Genomic DNA, 16,380 nt, shown 5'->3' with positions numbered 1-16,380 from the left:
GCCTCCGGTGTTCGGGACGGTGCGGACCAGGCTGTCATCGGTCACCGGTCGTGACCCCTTCCGGTAGTTCTTCCTGGTCGCGCCAGTCCTCGGGGAGCAGGTGGTCGAGCACGTCGTCCACGCTCACCGCGCCGAGCAGGTGGTTCTCGGCGTCCACGACGGCGCCGCAGACCAGGTTGTAGGTGGCGAAGTACCGGGTGACCGCGGAGAGCGACATGTCCGGCAGCAGGGGTGAGAGCGCGGAATCGAGCATGCCGCCGATCAGGTGGGCGGGTGGCTCGCGCAGCAGCGCCTGCAGGTGCACGCAGCCGAGGTAGCGGCCGGTGGGGGTGGATGTCGGCGGGCGCACCACGAAGACCATCGAGGCGAGCGCGGGGGTGAGGTCCGGGTTGCGCACCCGGGCCAGCGCCTCGGCGACGGTGGTCGCCGGGGTGAGGATCACCGGCTTCGGCGTCATGAGCCCGCCCGCGGTGTCCGGGGAGTGCTGCAGCAGCCTGCGCACCGGCTCCGACTCCTGCGGGTCCATCAGCGCGAGCAGCGACTCCCGCTCGCCGGTCGGCAGCTCGCCGAGCAGGTCGGCGGCGTCGTCGGGGTCCATCGCCTCCAGCACGTCCGCGGCCCGGCCGACCTCCAGCTTGCCGAGCAGCCGCACCTGGTCGTCGTCGGAGAGCTCCTGGACGACGTCGGCGAGGCGCTCGTCGTCCAGCGCCTCGGCCACCTCGACCCGGCGCTTCTCCGGCAGCTCGCGCAGCATCTGCGCGACGTCGGCCGCGCGCAGCCCCTCGAACTGCGCCAGCAGCTGGGTGACGTCCTGCCCCGGCCTGCCGATCTCGTACGGGGTGAGCCCGGTGACCCGCACCCAGTCGACCACGTGCACGGTGCGCCGCCTGCCGAGCCTGCGGTGCCCGCGCACCGCGACCCGGGTGACCCGCCAGTCCCTGGTCCGGCCGAGCTCGATGCCGAGGTCGACCACGAGCACGTCGATGTCGTCCAGGTCGGGCAGGTCGGAGTCGTGCACCCGGACCGAGGAGTCCACGATCTGCGCCATGGCGAGCAGCTCGCCGGGGCGCTGGGTGAAGCGGCGCAGGCTCACCGTCCCGGTGTTCAGCGTCACCACGCCGGGCTCGATCGCGGTCACCCTGAGCATGGGCACGAAGATCCGCCGCCGGGTCGGCAGCTCCACCACCAACCCGTGCACCCTGGGCTGTTGCCGGTCGTAGCGGACGGCGACCACTACGTCGCGCACCCTGCCGATAGACTCCCCGTCCGGTCCCAGCACCGCCAGACCGGCGAGCCGGGCGACGTACACCCTGGTAGCTGCCATGGCTGCCAGGCTAGAGGTTCCCCGTTCGGGCTCCGCGTCGCGCCACGGCAGCTGAGCGACTACAGGAGGAGGGTTCATGAAGCCGCGCCGTTCCGTGCTCGCCGTACCGGGCAGCAATCCGAAGATGATCGCCAAGGCCAAGGGGCTTCCGGTGGACGAGGTTTTCCTCGACCTGGAGGATGCCGTCGCGCCGGTCGCCAAGGCGGCGGCAAGGGCCACCATCGTCGCCGCGCTGAACGAGGGTGGCTGGGGCGAGCAGCTGCGCGTGGTCCGGGTGAACGACTGGACGACGCCGTGGACCTACGCCGACGTGATCACCGTCGTCGAGGGCGCGGGCTCGCAGCTCGACGCCATCGTGCTGCCCAAGGTCACCGACGGCGGCCAGGTGCGCGCGCTCGACCTGCTGCTCACCCAGCTGGAGCAGGCGCATCAGCTGGAGCCGGGGCGGATCGGCATCGAGCCGCAGATCGAGAACGCCATCGGGCTGCGCAACATCGACGAGATCGCCACCGCCAGCCCGCGGGTGCAGGCCCTGGTCTTCGGCCCGGCCGACTTCATGGCGAGCATCCGCATGCGGACCCTCGTCGTCGGCGAGCAGCCGCAGGGGTACGAGCCGGGCGACGCCTACCACCACATCCTGATGACCATCCTGCTCACCGCCCGCGCGCACGGGCTGCAGGCGATCGACGGCCCCTACCTGCAAATCCGCGACCTCGATGGCTTCCGGCGAGCCGCCGGGCGCAGCGCCGCGCTCGGCTTCGACGGCAAGTGGGTGCTGCACCCGACCCAGGTGGACGCCGCCAACGAGATCTTCAGCCCGCGCCAGGCCGAGTACGACAAGGCCGAGGAGATCCTGGACGCCTACGCCTTCCACACCTCCGTCGACGGCGGCGCGCGCGGCGCCGTCATGCTCGGCGACGAGATGATCGACGAGGCGAGCGCGAAGATGGCGCAGGTGGTCGCGGAGCAGGGCAGGGCCGCGGGGATGACGCGAACCACGCGTTTCACCCCGCCGGAGTCCGCGGCGGAATAGCACAATGGGGACATGACGAATCCCCTGGGGAATTCCGGCCGGGGTGGGCAGGGCCTGCCCACCCCGCCGTCGGGTTGGCCGGTCGGCTCCTACCCGACCTACGCCGAGGCGCAGCGGGCCGTGGACTACCTGGCCGACAACCAGTTCCCGGTACAGAACGTGACCATCGTCGGCGTCGACCTCATGCAGGTCGAGCGGGTGCTCTACCGGCTGAACTGGGGCAAGGTGATCGGCGGCGGCGTGGTCTCCGGCGCCTGGCTCGGGCTCTTCCTCGGCCTGCTGCTCAGCCTGTTCACCACCGGAGGCGCGATCGGCCCGCTGCTGGTCGGGCTGCTCGGTGGCATCGTGTTCGGGGTGATCTCCACCTCGATTCCGTACGCCGCCACCCGCGGCCAGCGCGACTTCGCCTCCACCATGCAGCTGGTGGCCGGGCGCTACGACGTCCTCTGCGATCCCAAGGCGGCCGAGCAGGCCAGGGACATGCTGGCGCGGCTGGCGATCTGAGCATGGATGTGATCGAACGGGTCCGCTCCGGCGTGCTCGGGCACTTCGGCACGGACCGGACCGGGGTCGACTCGGCCTCGGTGACCTTCCTCGGCCTGGAGCCCATCGAGATCCTGCGGCTGGTCTCCGGGGACTATGTGCACTACCTCACACTCGGCGGCTCCCGGCACCCGATGGGCGACCCGGGCGACCTGCTCGCCGACCCGGTCAAGGGCCCGCGCGCCGAGCTCACGCTCACCCTGCACGCCGGGCTCGGCGCCGCCGCCGGGCTGGCCCGCACGCTCGGCGTGCTCGCCGCCTCGCCCGCGGTGGAGGGCGTCGTGCTGCAGGCCGACGCGCTGCTCGACCTGAGCGAGCCGATCTGGCGGGACGCCCCCTTCACCGCGGTGCTGCTCGGCGCGAGCGACATCCCCGAGGTCGAGCTGCCCGAGCCCGCCGAGCCGGTGCGCTACCTGACGGTGACCCCGGTGACCGCCACCGAGGCGGCCTGGGTGCGGCTGCGCGGCGCCGACGCGCTGCGCGAGGCGTGGTCCGAGGCCGGGATCGACGTGCGCGACCCGAACCGCGGGGTGGCCCAGCTCTAGAGCCAGTTGTTCCGGTGGAAGTTGACGTAGAGCAGGGTGCAGACCGCCGCGATCAGGGTGAGCACCGCCGGATAGCCCCAGGTCTGGTGCAGCTCCCACATGTGGTCGAAGTTCATGCCGTAGATGCCGGCGATCATCGTCGGCACCGCGGCGATCGCGACCCAGGCCGAGATCTTGCGCATGTCGGTGTTCTGCTGCACGCCGACCTTCGCCAGCGCGGCGCTGATCAGCGCGCTGAGCGCGTCGTCGAAGTCGTTGATCCGCTCGGCGACCGAGGTGTGGTTGTCGGCGACGTCGCGCAGGTAGCGCCGCACCTCCTTCGGCACCGGGAGGTCGGTGTTGCGGCTGAGCAGCTGCAGCGGCGCGGCCAGCGGGTTCACCGCCCGGCGCAGCTCCACCACCTCGCGCTTGAGCTGGTAGATCGACTCGATGCCGACCCGGCTGCGCGGGGTGAAGACCTCCTCCTCCATCTCGTCGATGTCCTCCTCGATGGACTGCGCCACCGCGATGTAGGCGTCCACGATCTTGTCCGCGATGGCGTGCAGCACCGCGCCGGGGCCGAGCGCCAGCTGCGCCGGGTTCTGCTCCAGGGTGTGTCGCAGCTCGATCAGCCCGGAGTGCTCGCCCCTGCGCACCGCGAGCACGAACTCCTTGGCGGTGAAGACCACGATCTGCCCGGTCTCCACGATCTCGCTGACGCTGTGCAGGTCGTGCTCGACGTACTTGACCGTGCGCAGCACCAGCAGCAGGGTGTCGTCGTACCGCTCCAGCTTGGGGCGCTGGTGCTGCTCGGTGGCGATCTCGACGGCCAGCTGGTGCAGCCCGTACACGGCGGCGACGTCGCGCATCTGGGTTTCGTCCGGGTCGTGCAGCCCGATCCAGACGAACCCGGTGCCCCGGCTGCGCACCTCGGCCAGCGCGGACTCGTGGGTGAAGCGGCCCGGCAGCCGCTCGCCGTCCACGTAGACCGCGCAGTCGACGATGGCGCGCGCGGTCGGGACCGGCACCCGGTGGACGGCGGTGGCCGCCGACGACCCGGTGCCGCGGCCGCGGAACGGCAGCGGCGGAATGGTAGGCACCGGACGATGCTACGGCCGGCGCTGGAAGACTGGGCGCCGTGCGCATCGATCTCCACACCCACTCCACGGCCTCCGACGGCACCGACTCCCCGGCGGAACTGGTGCGCAATGCCGCTGCCGCCGGAGTGGACGTCGTCGCCATCACCGACCACGACACCACCGCGGGCTGGGCCGAGGCGGTGGACGCGCGGCCACCCGGATTGACCCTCGTCCGCGGCATGGAGATGTCGTGCGTCGGGCTCGGTGAGGACGGCTACCCGGTCGCCACGCACTTGCTGGCCTACCTCTTCGACCCCGCCGACCCCGCCTTCGCCGCCGAGCGCGAGCGGTTGCGCGGCGAGCGGGTCGAGCGGCTGCGCGCCATGGCCGAGCGGATGGCGGCCGATGGGCTCCCGGTCGATCCCGAGGCGGTGCTGGCCGCGGCGGGTCCGGCGGCGGGGCGGCCGCACCTGGCCCGCGCGCTGGTCGAGGCGGGAGTGGTGCCGACGGTGGACGCCGCCTTCCGGCACCTGCTCGCGCCCGACGGCCCCTACTACGAGGAGAAGGCCGACACCCCGCTGCACCGCGCGGTCGAGATGATCGCGGCCGCGGGCGGGGTCAGCGTGATCGCGCACGCCAGGGCGCGGGCCAGGGGCAGGCTGCTCGCGGTGTCCGACATCCGCGAGCTGGCCGCGCTCGGGCTGGGCGGGCTCGAGGTCGACCACCCCGATCACCCCGCCGCCGACCGCGCGCTGCTGCGCGAGCTCGCCGCCGAGCTCGGGCTGCTGTGCACGGGTTCCTCGGATTATCACGGCGCGAACAAGACCATCGCGCTCGGCGCGTGCAGCACCGAGCCCGCGCAGTTCGAGAAGCTGGTGGCGGCGGCGACCGGCGCCGAGGTGATCGCGCCGTGAGGCTGCTGCGCGGCTTGAGCGGCGCGGTCGCGGCCGGGGTGGTGATCCTGGCGCTGGTGGTGCTCGGCGCCGCGGTGCTGGCCGGGCGGCGCGGGTTTCCCGGGCCCGGCGGGGAGTCGCTGGCCTGGCACCTGGGGCTGGCGGTGGTGGTCGTGGTGGCGCAGGTGTTCGCCGATCGGAAGCGGGGGTTCGCCGTTCTCGGGGCCGCGCTGGTGGTGTTGGCGGCAGCCGGGTGGTTGCTGTGGACGCAGTGGTGGGGATAGGTTTCCGGCGCTCTCCGCGACCTGGGTAACGGTCGGGACACGACACACCTTTCGGTGGTGGTCCCAATGGTTGCGGGTCGGTGAACTGTGCCCGAACATTGGTTTCCGTGGAGGCCTTCGAGACCGATGTGCTCGTCCTGGGCGGGGGACCGGCCGGCCTCTGGTCCGCGATCGCGGCGGCCGGGGCCGGTGCCCGCGTTGTGCTCGCCGACAAGGGCCGCTGCGGTGCCTCCGGCCCGATGGCGGTCGGGAGCACCGCGCTCTGGGCGGTGCTGCCGTCGGGGCGGGCCGACGCGGTGGCGGCCGCGCTGGCGCACGGCGCGGGGCTCGGCGACGCGGGGCTGATCCACGCCGTCCTGGACGAGAGCTACCAGCGGCTCACCCGGCTCGCGCACCGCGGGTTGCGGGCGACACCGGTGCCGACCGTCGTCGCGGGTGAGGACGATCCGGCCGGGCCCGGCGGCCCGCTGCCCGCCCGGGTGCGGGTCAGCGGGGTCATGTACCTGCGGGCGCTGCGCCGCTACGCGCTCGCGCTCGGCGTCGTGATCCGGGACAGCCACCCCGCGCTGCGGCTGCTGACCGATGTCGACGGCGTGGTCTGCGCGGCCACCGGGCTGCGCTCCGGCGGCCGGACCTGGACGGCGAGCGCGCGAGCCGTCGTGCTCGCGACCGGCGGCTGCGCCTTCGGCTCCGGCGCGCCGGGCACCGAGGTGGACACCGGTGACGGGCTGCTCTTCGGGGCCGAGGTGGGCGCCGAGCTCTCCGGCATGGAGTTCGCCGGGGCCTACGCCCTGATCCCGGCCATGGGCGGCGCGCCCTTCGGGCTCGGCGCGGGCTCCCCGCTGCACGGCGCCGCGCTGCACGACCGCGCCGGCGCCCCGCTCGCCGGGGCCGAGCTCTTCGAGGCGCTGGCCCGCGGCCGCGGCGTCTTCGCGGGGACCGCGGCGCTCTCCGCCGCCGCGCGCAGGCAGGTGCTGCGGTACCGGGTGCTCGACCAGCAGGGCCGGGTACCGCTGCGGCCGGTGCTGCACGGGACCGTGCTCGGGTCGGGCGGGCTGGTGACCGCCGGTGACGGCGCGACCACCGTGCCCGGGCTCTTCGCCGCGGGCGATGTCACCTCGCGCGAGGGGGTGGTCGGGGCCGGTGGCGGGCACGGCGGAGCATGGGCCATCGCCTCCGGGGTGTGGGCCGGTTCGGGGGCCGCGGTCTTCGCCGGGGTCGGCGGGCCGGTGCCGGTGCGGGTGCCGCAGGGGTCGGGGGCGGTGCCCGCCGGGCTGCGCGCGGTGTGCCGCTTCGACCCGCGCGCCGTGGTCGGCTCGGTGCGCGAGCACACCGTCCCGCCGCGCCGCAGCTACTGGCGCAGCGCGGGCACGCTGCGCGACACCGTCGCCGAACTCGACGGCCTCTGGCCCGCCGCCCGCTTCGAGCTCGGCGGCAGCGGCGCGAGCGCGTTGCGCTCGCGCCAGGCCGTCGCGCTGCTCGCCGCCGCCCGCTGGAGCGCGCACGCCGCGCTGGCCCGCACCGAGAGCCGGGGGCTGCACCGCCGCACCGATCACCCCGATGCCGAGCCGAGCGGGCGCGCCCGCATCCGGGTCGGCGGGCTGGACGCCGTCTGGCTGCGCCGCGACCCGCTGCCCGTGAGCCTCACAGCGGCGCCGCCGCGCACCGCCTGATCCCTCACCGCAGCGCGGGGGAGAACGGCAAGCCTTTGCTCACCTGCGGGTAATTCCGAGGGCCTACGCTCGGACGATGAGGTTGCGACGGGCGCACCGGATTGGCGCCGAGCGAGGCCGGCTGGCACAATGGGTCGGATTCCGCTCCTGTGCCACCGCCGGGTTCGGAGTTCCGCTGGCTCCGTCGCGCGACGTACCGTCGCACCACGTGGATCAGTATCGATCTCAGGTCCGGATGACCCCGTCCGGCTCCGCGCTCTCGTTCCGCCCGCCCGGTACTCGCCGGTATCCGATGCTGCGTGACGAAAATCACAACCAGTCCGGAAAGGGCCGGTAGCGGCATCGATGAACCTCGTGAGACACCTCATACCGAATACCCGGCGGTAACCGTTTCCCGGTCTAGCCACGCCCCGAGCAGGAGTGAAATCGTGTCACCTGTGACTGACGCACCGAACGCCACCGCGGACCGCAGCGCCGACGACGCGGCCAGCCTTTCTGCGATCACCCACGACGAAATCTTCGCGGGCCACCTCGGCGGCAAGCTCTCCGTCGAGCTCTCGTCCCCGCTGGAGACCCAGCGGGACCTGTCGATCGCCTACACCCCGGGCGTCGCCCAGGTGAGCCGCGCGATCGCGCAGGACGAGGCGCTCGCCAAGCGCTACACCTGGACCGACCGGCTGGTGGTCGTGGTCAGCGACGGCACCGCGGTGCTCGGCCTCGGCGACATCGGCCCGCGCGCCTCGCTGCCCGTCATGGAGGGCAAGGCGGCGCTGTTCAAGAAGTTCGCCGACCTGAACTCCATCCCGATCGTGCTGGACACCAAGGACGTCGACGAGATCGTCGAGACCCTGATCCGGCTGCGCCCCAGCTTCGGCGCGGTGAACCTGGAGGACATCTCCGCCCCGCGCTGCTTCGAGATCGAGCAGCGCGTGATCGAGGCGCTCGACTGCCCCGTCATGCACGACGACCAGCACGGCACCGCCATCGTGGTGCTCGCCGCGCTGAACGGCGCCGCGCGGGTGCAGGGCCGGGACATCGCCGACCTCAAGGTCGTCGTCTCCGGTGCGGGCGCGGCGGGCGTCGCGTGCACCAACATCCTGCTCCTGGCCGGCGTCGCCGACGTCACCGTGCTGGACTCCAAGGGCATCGTGAGCCGGGAGCGCGGCGACCTGAACGCGGTCAAGGCCGAGCTGGCAGGCCGCACCAACCCGCGCGGGCTGAACGGCGGCGCCGCCGAGGCGCTGGCAGGCGCCGACGTCTTCCTCGGGCTCTCCGCCGGGCTGATCGCCGAGGAGCTCATCGCCTCGATGGCGCCGGAGTCGATCGTCTTCGCCATGTCCAACCCGGACCCGGAGATCCACCCCGAGGTGGCGCGCAAGTACGCCGCCATCGTCGCCACCGGCCGCAGCGACTTCCCGAACCAGATCAACAACGTCCTCGCCTTCCCCGGCGTCTTCAAGGGCGCGCTCGACGCGGGCGCCCGCCGGATCACCGAGGGCATGAAGCTCGCCGCCGCCAACGCCATCCTCGGCGTCGTCGCCGACGAGCTGGGCCCGGACAAGATCGTGCCCAGCCCGCTCGACCCGCGGGTCGCCCCCGCCGTCGCCGAAGCGGTCGCCGCCGCCGCCCGCGCCGAGGGCGTCGCCTGATCTTTTCCTACGGAACTCCCGCCGAGGCGCTCTGTCGCGGCGGGAGTTCCTGCGTTTTCAGCGATTCGCCCACAGCCCGAGGAGTGTGCGCGCCTCGGGCACCGTGGAGTGCGGACGCACGGTAGTGACGAGGTCTCCCAGTCGCCGTTGCAGCCGGGCGGACGCGAGATCCGCGATGGTGGCGAAGGTGTCGGTGAGCCGGCCGCAGGCAGCCGCGACATCGCCGCTCTGCATCAGGTTGTGCGCCAGATGCAGCTGCCAGGATGCTCGTTCGCGCGGCCAGGCGGCCGAACTCGCGATAGCGGCTTCGAGGTCGGCTGTGGCGGCGGCGTGGTCGCCGAGGCGCATGTGGGCTTTGCCGGAGACGCCGCTCATCTCGGCCTCCGGCAGATAGACCCAGTCCGGGTCGTAGCCCCGGCTGGAGTCGTAGGCACGGAAGGCGCGCGAGATCGCCTTGGTCATCTCGCCCCGCTCCCCGCGGGCACCGTTCGCCTCAGCCTCCCTGAGTGCCATCAGAGCCCGGAGCTTCGGGCCGCCGTGGCTCTGCGCAGCACGGGTGGCGGCCTGGGCATACTGCACGGCCAGCCGATCCCCGGTGGTTCGGGAGCCGTGCCGATTGACCATCAGGTGGCTGGCATTGCCCAGCGCGTGTGCCGCGGCGATGCCGGCGTCCGCGGCTGTCGCCGTCTGAGCGGCCTCGGTGTAGTAGCGGGCGGCCTCATCGGGATGACCTGAGTCGTAGTGCACCCACCCGGCGGCGGTCATCAGCTCGGCGGTCGCACCGGTCAGCTCCCGGCCGACGGCAGCGCTGTAGCTGCCGATGCTGAGCAGTTGCCGGGCGTAGCGCACCTGGCCCGCCGCCAGACCACGCAGACGATCCCCGCCCAGCACGAGGTCCAGGCCGTGGATTTGCTCGACACTCTCGGCGAGCGCTGCGACGTCGGACGCGCCGACGCGCAGCGTGCCCGGAGTCTCGGAAGCCGCAGGCGTGGCGCCGACGGCCGCCGCACCAGCGCCGATGGCTCCGGCTCTGAAGAATTCGCGTCGCTTCACGTCCGCCTCCTCTTCGCCATCCACCACCAGTATGGCAAGCGGAATGTGTAGTGCACGGGCTACGCGACGAAGAACGCGGACATCGTTGACGGCGGAGCCGTCGTGCTCCATCTGCGAGATCGCGGGCTGGGTGTAGCCGAGGATCGCACCGAGTTCGGCCTGGGTCATACCGATCGACCGGCGTACCCGGCGAATGACTTCCCCGGTTGTCATGCGCAATCCGTCCACCCCGTCCCCAAGATCCGCCCGAGCCGGAAAATGTTCTCCGGCATGAGTATTCCGCCCCCGGTATCGACGATATACGGGGTTCGCATAACGCAGAACAACTACCGATTCCGGCCCGGTTCCGGACGTCCGAGCGGAATACCGTCATATCCGCACCCGGTACCGGGCAGCCGCCGAAATGGCTTGAGCCGTCGGCGCATTGGCCCCGCGACGAGGTCGGGATCAGTGGCTACCGCCCTCGGTGCCGGGTGCCTCCGACGAGGATTGCAGAGAGAGCACGCCCGATGAGCGCTTCCGCCATGTCGCCGCTACCGCACGAGCCCGACGTGCGGCTGTCTGTATTCCTCCGTGGCACGCGGTTCGACTTCGCCGCCTGCGTGACGGCGGCGCTGCTCTTCGTTCAAGAGCATCAGCAGCGGCACTACGTCGAAGCGGTCAGCGTAACCGCTTCCGGGGCCGACGAACTGCCGCGCCTGCCCAACGAGCGGCTCTATCTGGAGCCCTGAGCGGTCATCGGCGCCGCTCGTCCCGGTGCACCGGCCCAGACCGCGAGCGCGAGCAGCCCGGCACCAGTTCTCATCGCCCGAGCATGAGATCTACGAGGATCGGCATCGCCGAGGAGGGATCGGGTCCCACTCTCCCGGCCTCCAGGTCGGGGTCCACTCGACGAGCGACCTCACATGCCTGGTGTACGGCGTGGAACGGAAAATGCAGTGCGAGCGCCTTCTTCGTGACCAGCCCCAGCCTCGCGGTGAGTTCGTCGAGCTGCGAGGTGCTCAACGCAGAGTGCTTGACTTCGGCGTGCCACCGCAGCCAAGCCTCGAACTTCAGGTTCGAGACCAGCAGCAGGATCGATTCGCGGGCGGCAAGTCTGCAGGCCGCCGACAGCGCCTCGTGCTGGTCGACATCGACCAGGCAGACGCAGACGTCGTAATCCTTCCCATCGCTTGCTGCTCTGTCACGAATCTCGATGCCCTTCCGGACCACCTTTATCGGGTCCTTGCCGACAGGAACTGATTTCACGACGGCGGTTGCGCCCCTGCTGCGCAGAAAGCTGTTCAAGCCCTCGACGTACTGGGGTTCCGTCCGCGTTCCCTCGGTAACCACGAGAATGCGGCGGGCGGGCTGCCTCGTGGGCCTGCCGGTACGCCCGTTCTGGCGGCGTGCCGCCATCCTCAGCGGATTTCGGAGTCGACGAGTGCGGCAAGCGTGCTCGGTGAGAGCCGGGGGGTTCCGCCATACCGGCCGGTGAGATAGCGCCGCGCCACGTTCGCGTCCGGGTGCTTCGGGAAGTCGGCCAGGCAGGTCAGCTCGGTGACGCCCGCGTAACTCTTGTCCGTGAGCCAGACCTGTTCGGGCTCCAGCTTCACCTCGCTCAGCGGTGAGAGGACGTAGGACTCGTGGCTGGTGAAGATGAGCTGCGCCTGCCGGTTGTTGACGAGGGGGTCCGCGAACGCTCCCAACAAGACTTCGAGGAGGTGGGGATGCAGGCTCGCGTCGATCTCGTCCACGAGGAGCAGCCCGCCCTTGCGTAGTGCCTCGAGCGCGGGCACGGCGATGGCGAGCCAGGCGATCGTCCCGTCGCTTTCGTCGTGGATGGAGAAGGCCGGGGATTCGTCGGCGGTGCCGCGGTGGGTGAAGACGAGATGCCGCACCACCTGGGCGAGCTGGTCGTCATCCAGGTCGGTGGGCTCTTCGTCGTCCTCGCTCACAGCAGCGTCGCTGGGCTCGCCGTCCTTTTCGCGCAGCTCGTGCCGGATTCGGCTGAGCGCTCGGCGTATGTGATCGGGGATCTCGGTCTCCTCGATACCGACCTTCACGACGCCGATGTCGGCGACCTGGAGCAGCGCCTCGAGGTCGGCGAACGTGATGCTTCCCTCGGCCAGCAAATCCGCGATGTTCGACAGGCGCGCCTCGCGATGGGAGTCCTTCACCAGGACGCAGTCGAAGCCGGCGACCAGATCATCGGCCAGGGGAAACAGGGATGAGTCGCGCAGCAGCAAGGCCCGGCTGAGCACGAGTTCACGGCCGGTTACCTCGATCTTGGCGCGCAGGCTCGGGTGGAAGGTCAGCGTGCCGGCTTCCCGGTCGCGATCGAGCAGCGTGCGCCACCGCGAGTTCGGTACGTCGCGCAGCCACTCGCGTTCGATCCCGTCGTGGTCCACTTCGAAGCCGTACAGATGGCGGCGTCCATCGTGGACGAAATCGAGCTCGTAGGTGCTCGATGAAGTGCGCGCCGTCCCGTCGAGCCGGAACGGCGCCCGGTGCATTGATTTCGATGCCTGCCACACCGTGGCGGACAGGCCGATCGCTGTGAACGCGTACCGGAACGCGTCCAGCACAGCGGACTTGCCGGTCGCGTTACCGCCGAAGATCCCCGCGATCGGGTAAATCACCGCACCCCAGTCGCCGTCCCGTGGCTGGAGAGTCCGCAACGAAGGGCGGGCGAGGTCGATGGTGATCTCATCCCGGATGCTCCCGTGATTGCGCACCGTGAAGCTCAGCAGGATCATCTGACGACTCTAACAGTCGGAGCCCATCGATTTCTACGTTTTCCGAGCAAGGAGAGAGGCTGGGCTGGCAGATGCGGCTTGAGGTGTGCAACTTGAACTGGTCGCTTGCTTGACAGCGGGCGCTGCGATCAAACCTTTCGATCAGGCGCGGCGGCGGAACCGCTCGGTCCCCGGCGCCCCGGCCCAGACCGCCAGCGCCAACAGCCCGTCCAGGATCATCGCCAGCAGGGCGACCAGGATGGCGCCGACGAGGACGCGGTCGTAGCGGTGCAACCCGATCCCGTCGAAGATGTAGCGGCCCAGCCCGCCGAGGTTGACGTAGGCGGCGATGGTGGCGGTGGCGACCACCTGCAACGTCGCCCCGCGCAGACCGGTGAGCAGCACCGGGAGGGCGTTCGGTACCTCGACCCGGAAGAGCACCTGCCACTCCGTCATGCCCATGGCGCGAGAGGCGTCGACCACCTCGGGGGAGACGTTGGCGATCCCCGCATAAGCCCCGGCGAGCAGCGGGGGGATGCCGACGGTGATCAGGGCGAGTAGCGGCGGGATCAAACCGAGCCCCATGAGCAGCACCAGGAAGGTGAGCAGGCCGAGGGTGGGCAGCGCGCGCATGGCGTTGGCGAAGCCGACCAGCGCCGCGGCCCCGCGCCGGTAGTGCCCGACCGCGAGCCCGAGCGGCACCGCGATCACCGCGGAGAGCCCGATCGCGAGCGCGCTGTACCAGAGGTGTTGCAGCAGCCGCTGATCGATTCCGGCGGGGCCGCCCCAGTTGTCGGGGTCGGTGAAGTACTGCCAGGCGTCCAGGAAGAGATTCACGATGCCCCCTTGGTGACCCAGGGCGTCGCGAGCCGCCCGAGCAGGTAGACCACCCGGTCGAAGATCAGCGCGAGTACCAGCGTGACGACGATGCCGGCGATGATCTCGTCCGGGTAGTCGCGCTGGTACCCCTGGGTGAAGAGCTTGCCGAGCCCGCCGACGCCGACCAGCGCACCCACCGACACCATGGCGATATTGGTGACCACCACCACCCGCAGCGTGGAGACGAAGACCGGGAGCGCCAGCGGCAGGTCGACGGTGAGCGTGCGGCGCAGCGGGCCGAAGCCGACGGCGTCGGCGGAGTCGAGCACCGCGGCCGGCACCGAGTCCAGCGCGGCGGGGACCGCGATCACGAGCAGCGCGGTGGAGTAGAGGGTGAGCGCGATGATGACGTTCAGCGGGTCGATGGTCGCGATCCCGACGATCGGCGGAATGATCACGAACAGCGCCAGCGACGGCACCGTGTACACCAGCCCGGAGAGGGTGACGGTCACCCGCCGCAGCCAGGGCACCCGGCGCACCAGTGTGCCGACCGGCACCGCGATCACCAGCCCCACCAGCAGCGGGATCAGCGCGAGGTAGAGGTGCTCCCTGGTGTAGCCCCAGATCTCGGTCGCGTTCTCGAGGAGGTAGCGCATGCGCTCACGCTCCCGCGCGCGCGGAATCCTCGGCCGCGCGCTGCTCGGCCAGCAGGGCGAGCACGTCGTCGGCGCTGATCCCGCCGCGCACCGCGCCGGAATCGTCCACCGCGACGCCGACGCCGGATGGCGACGAGATGGCCGCGTCCAGCGCCTGCCGCAGGTCGCCGCCGACCGCGAAGAGCGAGCCGCCCGCCGCCATGCTGTCGGCGAGCGCGCGCCCGGCCTGCAACCCGGCGGCGCCGCCCGCGTCCAGCCAGCCGACCGGCGCCCCGGCCCCGTCGGTGATCAGCACCCACTCGCCGGGGCCGGGCGCCAGCTTCGCCGCCTCGGCCTCGGTGGCGGTGGCGATGTCGCGCAACGGCACCCGCTCGGCGCTGCGGAAGGAGAGCCCGCGGTAGCCGCGGTCGCGCCCGACGAAGCCGGCCACGAAATCGGTGGCGGGCTGGGCGAGCACCGTGCGCGGCGGGTCGTACTGCTGCAACACGCCGCCGCGGCCGAACACCGCGACCTTGTCGCCCAGCGTGATGGCCTCGTCGATGTCGTGCGTGACGAAGACGATGGTCTTCCGCAATTCGGCCTGCAACCGGCGCATCTCGGCCTGCAGCTCGGCCCGGACCACCGGGTCGACGGCGCTGAACGGCTCGTCCATGAGCAGCACCGGCGGGTCGGCGGCGAGCGCGCGCGCCACCCCGACCCGCTGCTGCTGGCCGCCGGAGAGCTGCGCCGGATAGCGCTGCGCGAGCTGCCGATCGAGCCCGACCCGGTCCAGCACCTCGAGCGCCGCCGCGCGCGCCTGCTTGCGCGAGGTGCCCTGCAGCACCGGCACGGTCGCCACATTGTCGACGACGGTGCGGTGCGGCAGCAGCCCGCCGCCCTGGATCACATAGCCGATGCCGCGGCGCAGCTGCACCGGGTCGACGCCGGCGATGTCGGCGCCGCCCACCGTGATGGTGCCCGAGGTGGGGCTGATCATCCGGTTGATCATCCGCATGGAGGTGGTCTTGCCGCAGCCGGACGGCCCGACGAACACGGTGAACGAGCCGGACTCGATCGCCAGGTTCAGCTGGGAGACCGCGTGCGTTCCGTCCGGGTAGGTCTTGCTGACGTCGCTGAATTCGATGTCGGACACGGTCGGATCAGCCGCCCGCCTTCTTGTTCAGCCCCTGCTCGGCGAGCCACGCCGCGGCGGCGGCCTTCGGCTCGGTCTTGGCGTCGCCGGAGACGGCGGTGTTCAGCTCGATCAGCTCCGCGGTGGTGAGCTTCGCCGAGACCGCGTTCAACGCGGCGACCAGCGCGTCCGTCTTCTTGGCCGCGTTCAGCAGCGGCACCACGTTCTGCGCGGGGAAGTTCTGCTTGGGGTCTGCCAGCACCACCAGGTTGTTCTGCGTGATGGCGGGGGAGGTGGTGAAGATATTGGCCGCCGTCACCTGGCCGTCCACCAGCGCGCGGACGGTGGCCGGGCCGCCGCCGTCGGCGATCGGGACGAACTTGTCCGCGGCGATCCGCACGTCGTAGTTCTTCGCGAGGCCGGGCAGCCCGCCGGGGCGCTCGGCGAACTCGGCGGGCGCGCCGAAGGTGATCTCGGCCGAGTACGCGGCCAGGTCGCCGATCGAGCGCAGGTTCCAGCGGTCGGCGGTGGCCTTGGTGACCACGACGGCGTCCGAATCCTGGGCCGGGGCCGGCTGCCCGAGCGCGAGCTGATCGCCGAGCGCGCCTGCCAGTGCGGCCTCCACGTCGGCCGGGGTGGTGGCGGTGGCGTCGGGCTGTAAGTACTGCAGCAGGTTGCCGGTGTACTCGGGCGCCACCGAGATCGAGCAGTCGCGCAGGGCGGGGATGTAGGCCTCGCGGCTGCCGATGCCGAGCTTGGTGTCCACCTCGAAGCCGTTGACCCGCAGCGCCTCCGCGTAGATCTCGGCGACCGTCTCGGACTCCGGGAAGTTCGCGGAGCCGACGGTGATGGCGTCACCCTCGCAGCTGCCGCCGCCGGAGAGCGGATCGGAGTTGCCGCCGCAGGCCGCGAGCGTCGCAGCCACCGCGACGGCGAGCGCGGCGGTGAGCATCCGGTGAGCGGAAGTCGGGAGCGTGCGTGCCACGGGAGTCCTTTGCGTCCGGGTACGGGGCGGCGGCGGT

The 16,380-nt window shown here is 71.5% G+C and carries 17 protein-coding genes; 8 read left to right on the top strand and 9 right to left on the bottom strand.

All coding sequences use genetic code 11. The features are described 5' to 3' along the window. Positions 1 to 34 precede the first annotated feature (34 nt). Positions 35 to 1,324, bottom strand: a complete 1,290-nt coding sequence (locus tag LTT61_RS13335) for a magnesium transporter MgtE N-terminal domain-containing protein (RefSeq protein ID WP_233020279.1) — start codon at positions 1,322 to 1,324, stop codon at positions 35 to 37. Between the two features lie 76 nt (positions 1,325 to 1,400). Between LTT61_RS13335 and LTT61_RS13330 the strand changes: the two genes are divergently transcribed. Genes LTT61_RS13330 through LTT61_RS13320 form a run of 3 tightly spaced genes read left to right on the top strand, consistent with a single transcriptional unit; the run spans position 1,401 to position 3,445 of the window. Beyond that, on the top strand, positions 1,401 to 2,357 hold the full coding sequence (locus tag LTT61_RS13330; protein ID WP_233020277.1) for an HpcH/HpaI aldolase/citrate lyase family protein: 957 nt from the start codon (positions 1,401 to 1,403) through the stop codon (positions 2,355 to 2,357). Positions 2,358 to 2,369: 12 nt separating this feature from the next. Beyond that, on the top strand, positions 2,370 to 2,861 hold the full coding sequence (locus LTT61_RS13325) for a general stress protein (RefSeq protein ID WP_233020275.1): 492 nt from the start codon (positions 2,370 to 2,372) through the stop codon (positions 2,859 to 2,861). Between the two features lie 2 nt (positions 2,862 to 2,863). Then, a complete protein-coding gene (locus tag LTT61_RS13320) occupies positions 2,864 to 3,445 on the top strand; it encodes a suppressor of fused domain protein (protein WP_233020273.1) in 582 nt (193 codons plus the stop codon). On the opposite strand, the gene LTT61_RS13315 is transcribed toward LTT61_RS13320, so the two are convergent. Then, a complete protein-coding gene (locus tag LTT61_RS13315; protein WP_420094780.1) occupies positions 3,442 to 4,524 on the bottom strand; it encodes a magnesium and cobalt transport protein CorA in 1,083 nt (360 codons plus the stop codon). The genes LTT61_RS13320 and LTT61_RS13315 overlap by 4 nt on opposite strands. A gap of 38 nt (positions 4,525 to 4,562) precedes the next feature. On the opposite strand from LTT61_RS13315, the gene LTT61_RS13310 reads away from it, so the two are divergent. From LTT61_RS13310 to LTT61_RS13295, 4 genes are all read left to right on the top strand, one after another. Further along, a complete protein-coding gene (locus LTT61_RS13310; RefSeq protein ID WP_233020271.1) occupies positions 4,563 to 5,417 on the top strand; it encodes a PHP domain-containing protein in 855 nt (284 codons plus the stop codon). Then, complete coding sequence (locus LTT61_RS13305) at positions 5,414 to 5,680, top strand: hypothetical protein (protein WP_233020270.1); 267 nt, start codon at positions 5,414 to 5,416, stop codon at positions 5,678 to 5,680. Before LTT61_RS13310 ends, LTT61_RS13305 begins: the two co-directional genes overlap by 4 nt. 107 nt (positions 5,681 to 5,787) lie before the next feature. Then, entirely contained in the window at positions 5,788 to 7,353 is a 1,566-nt protein-coding gene (locus LTT61_RS13300) for an FAD-binding protein (RefSeq protein ID WP_233020268.1), read from the top strand. A gap of 437 nt (positions 7,354 to 7,790) precedes the next feature. Then, the gene (locus tag LTT61_RS13295; protein ID WP_233020267.1) at positions 7,791 to 9,002 is read left to right on the top strand and encodes an NAD(P)-dependent malic enzyme; all 1,212 of its coding nucleotides are present in this window, start codon (positions 7,791 to 7,793) and stop codon (positions 9,000 to 9,002) included. Between the two features lie 57 nt (positions 9,003 to 9,059). On the opposite strand, the gene LTT61_RS13290 is transcribed toward LTT61_RS13295, so the two are convergent. Beyond that, the gene (locus LTT61_RS13290) at positions 9,060 to 10,268 is read right to left on the bottom strand and encodes a helix-turn-helix domain-containing protein (protein WP_233020266.1); all 1,209 of its coding nucleotides are present in this window, start codon (positions 10,266 to 10,268) and stop codon (positions 9,060 to 9,062) included. A 296-nt stretch (positions 10,269 to 10,564) separates the two neighbouring features. Here LTT61_RS13290 and LTT61_RS13285 point away from each other — a divergent pair, with 296 nt between their 5' ends. After that, positions 10,565 to 10,786: a hypothetical protein gene (locus tag LTT61_RS13285; protein ID WP_233020265.1), complete on the top strand. Its 222-nt coding sequence runs from the start codon at positions 10,565 to 10,567 to the stop codon at positions 10,784 to 10,786. Positions 10,787 to 10,856: 70 nt separating this feature from the next. Here LTT61_RS13285 and LTT61_RS13280 read toward each other — a convergent pair whose 3' ends face one another. From LTT61_RS13280 to LTT61_RS13255, 6 genes are all read right to left on the bottom strand, one after another. Next, positions 10,857 to 11,453, bottom strand: coding sequence for an RloB family protein (locus tag LTT61_RS13280; RefSeq protein ID WP_233020264.1), 597 nt, complete (start codon positions 11,451 to 11,453; stop codon positions 10,857 to 10,859). Positions 11,454 to 11,455: 2 nt separating this feature from the next. Continuing rightward, positions 11,456 to 12,793, bottom strand: a complete 1,338-nt coding sequence (locus LTT61_RS13275; RefSeq protein ID WP_233020262.1) for an AAA family ATPase — start codon at positions 12,791 to 12,793, stop codon at positions 11,456 to 11,458. Positions 12,794 to 12,934: 141 nt separating this feature from the next. Next, positions 12,935 to 13,609, bottom strand: coding sequence for an ABC transporter permease (locus LTT61_RS13270; protein WP_233020261.1), 675 nt, complete (start codon positions 13,607 to 13,609; stop codon positions 12,935 to 12,937). Further along, positions 13,606 to 14,247, bottom strand: coding sequence for an ABC transporter permease (locus tag LTT61_RS13265; protein WP_233020260.1), 642 nt, complete (start codon positions 14,245 to 14,247; stop codon positions 13,606 to 13,608). Before LTT61_RS13265 ends, LTT61_RS13270 begins: the two co-directional genes overlap by 4 nt. Before the next feature lie 4 nt (positions 14,248 to 14,251). Next, positions 14,252 to 15,379: an ABC transporter ATP-binding protein gene (locus LTT61_RS13260; RefSeq protein ID WP_233020259.1), complete on the bottom strand. Its 1,128-nt coding sequence runs from the start codon at positions 15,377 to 15,379 to the stop codon at positions 14,252 to 14,254. Between the two features lie 7 nt (positions 15,380 to 15,386). Further along, entirely contained in the window at positions 15,387 to 16,310 is a 924-nt protein-coding gene (locus LTT61_RS13255; protein WP_233020992.1) for an ABC transporter substrate-binding protein, read from the bottom strand. Positions 16,311 to 16,380: the final 70 nt, after the last annotated feature.

It is taken from the genome of Nocardia asteroides, assembly GCF_021183625.1.
Lineage (GTDB): Bacteria > Actinomycetota > Actinomycetes > Mycobacteriales > Mycobacteriaceae > Nocardia > Nocardia asteroides_A.
The sequence above is the reverse complement of the archived record's forward strand: the minus strand, read 5'-3'. Positions and strand labels throughout refer to the sequence as shown.

Excerpts from the sequence above, each read along its gene's own strand:
- LTT61_RS13335 (WP_233020279.1), bottom strand. The coding sequence starts at position 1,324 with ATGGCAGCTACCAGGGTGTACGTCGCCCGGCTCGCCGGTCTGGCGGTG.
- LTT61_RS13330 (WP_233020277.1), top strand. The coding sequence starts at position 1,401 with ATGAAGCCGCGCCGTTCCGTGCTCGCCGTACCGGGCAGCAATCCGAAG.
- LTT61_RS13325 (WP_233020275.1), top strand. The coding sequence starts at position 2,370 with ATGACGAATCCCCTGGGGAATTCCGGCCGGGGTGGGCAGGGCCTGCCC.
- LTT61_RS13320 (WP_233020273.1), top strand. The coding sequence starts at position 2,864 with ATGGATGTGATCGAACGGGTCCGCTCCGGCGTGCTCGGGCACTTCGGC.
- LTT61_RS13290 (WP_233020266.1), bottom strand. The coding sequence starts at position 10,268 with ATGACAACCGGGGAAGTCATTCGCCGGGTACGCCGGTCGATCGGTATG.
- LTT61_RS13285 (WP_233020265.1), top strand. The coding sequence starts at position 10,565 with ATGAGCGCTTCCGCCATGTCGCCGCTACCGCACGAGCCCGACGTGCGG.
- LTT61_RS13280 (WP_233020264.1), bottom strand. The coding sequence starts at position 11,453 with ATGGCGGCACGCCGCCAGAACGGGCGTACCGGCAGGCCCACGAGGCAG.
- LTT61_RS13275 (WP_233020262.1), bottom strand. The coding sequence starts at position 12,793 with ATGATCCTGCTGAGCTTCACGGTGCGCAATCACGGGAGCATCCGGGAT.
- LTT61_RS13265 (WP_233020260.1), bottom strand. The coding sequence starts at position 14,247 with ATGCGCTACCTCCTCGAGAACGCGACCGAGATCTGGGGCTACACCAGG.
- LTT61_RS13255 (WP_233020992.1), bottom strand. The coding sequence starts at position 16,310 with ATGCTCACCGCCGCGCTCGCCGTCGCGGTGGCTGCGACGCTCGCGGCC.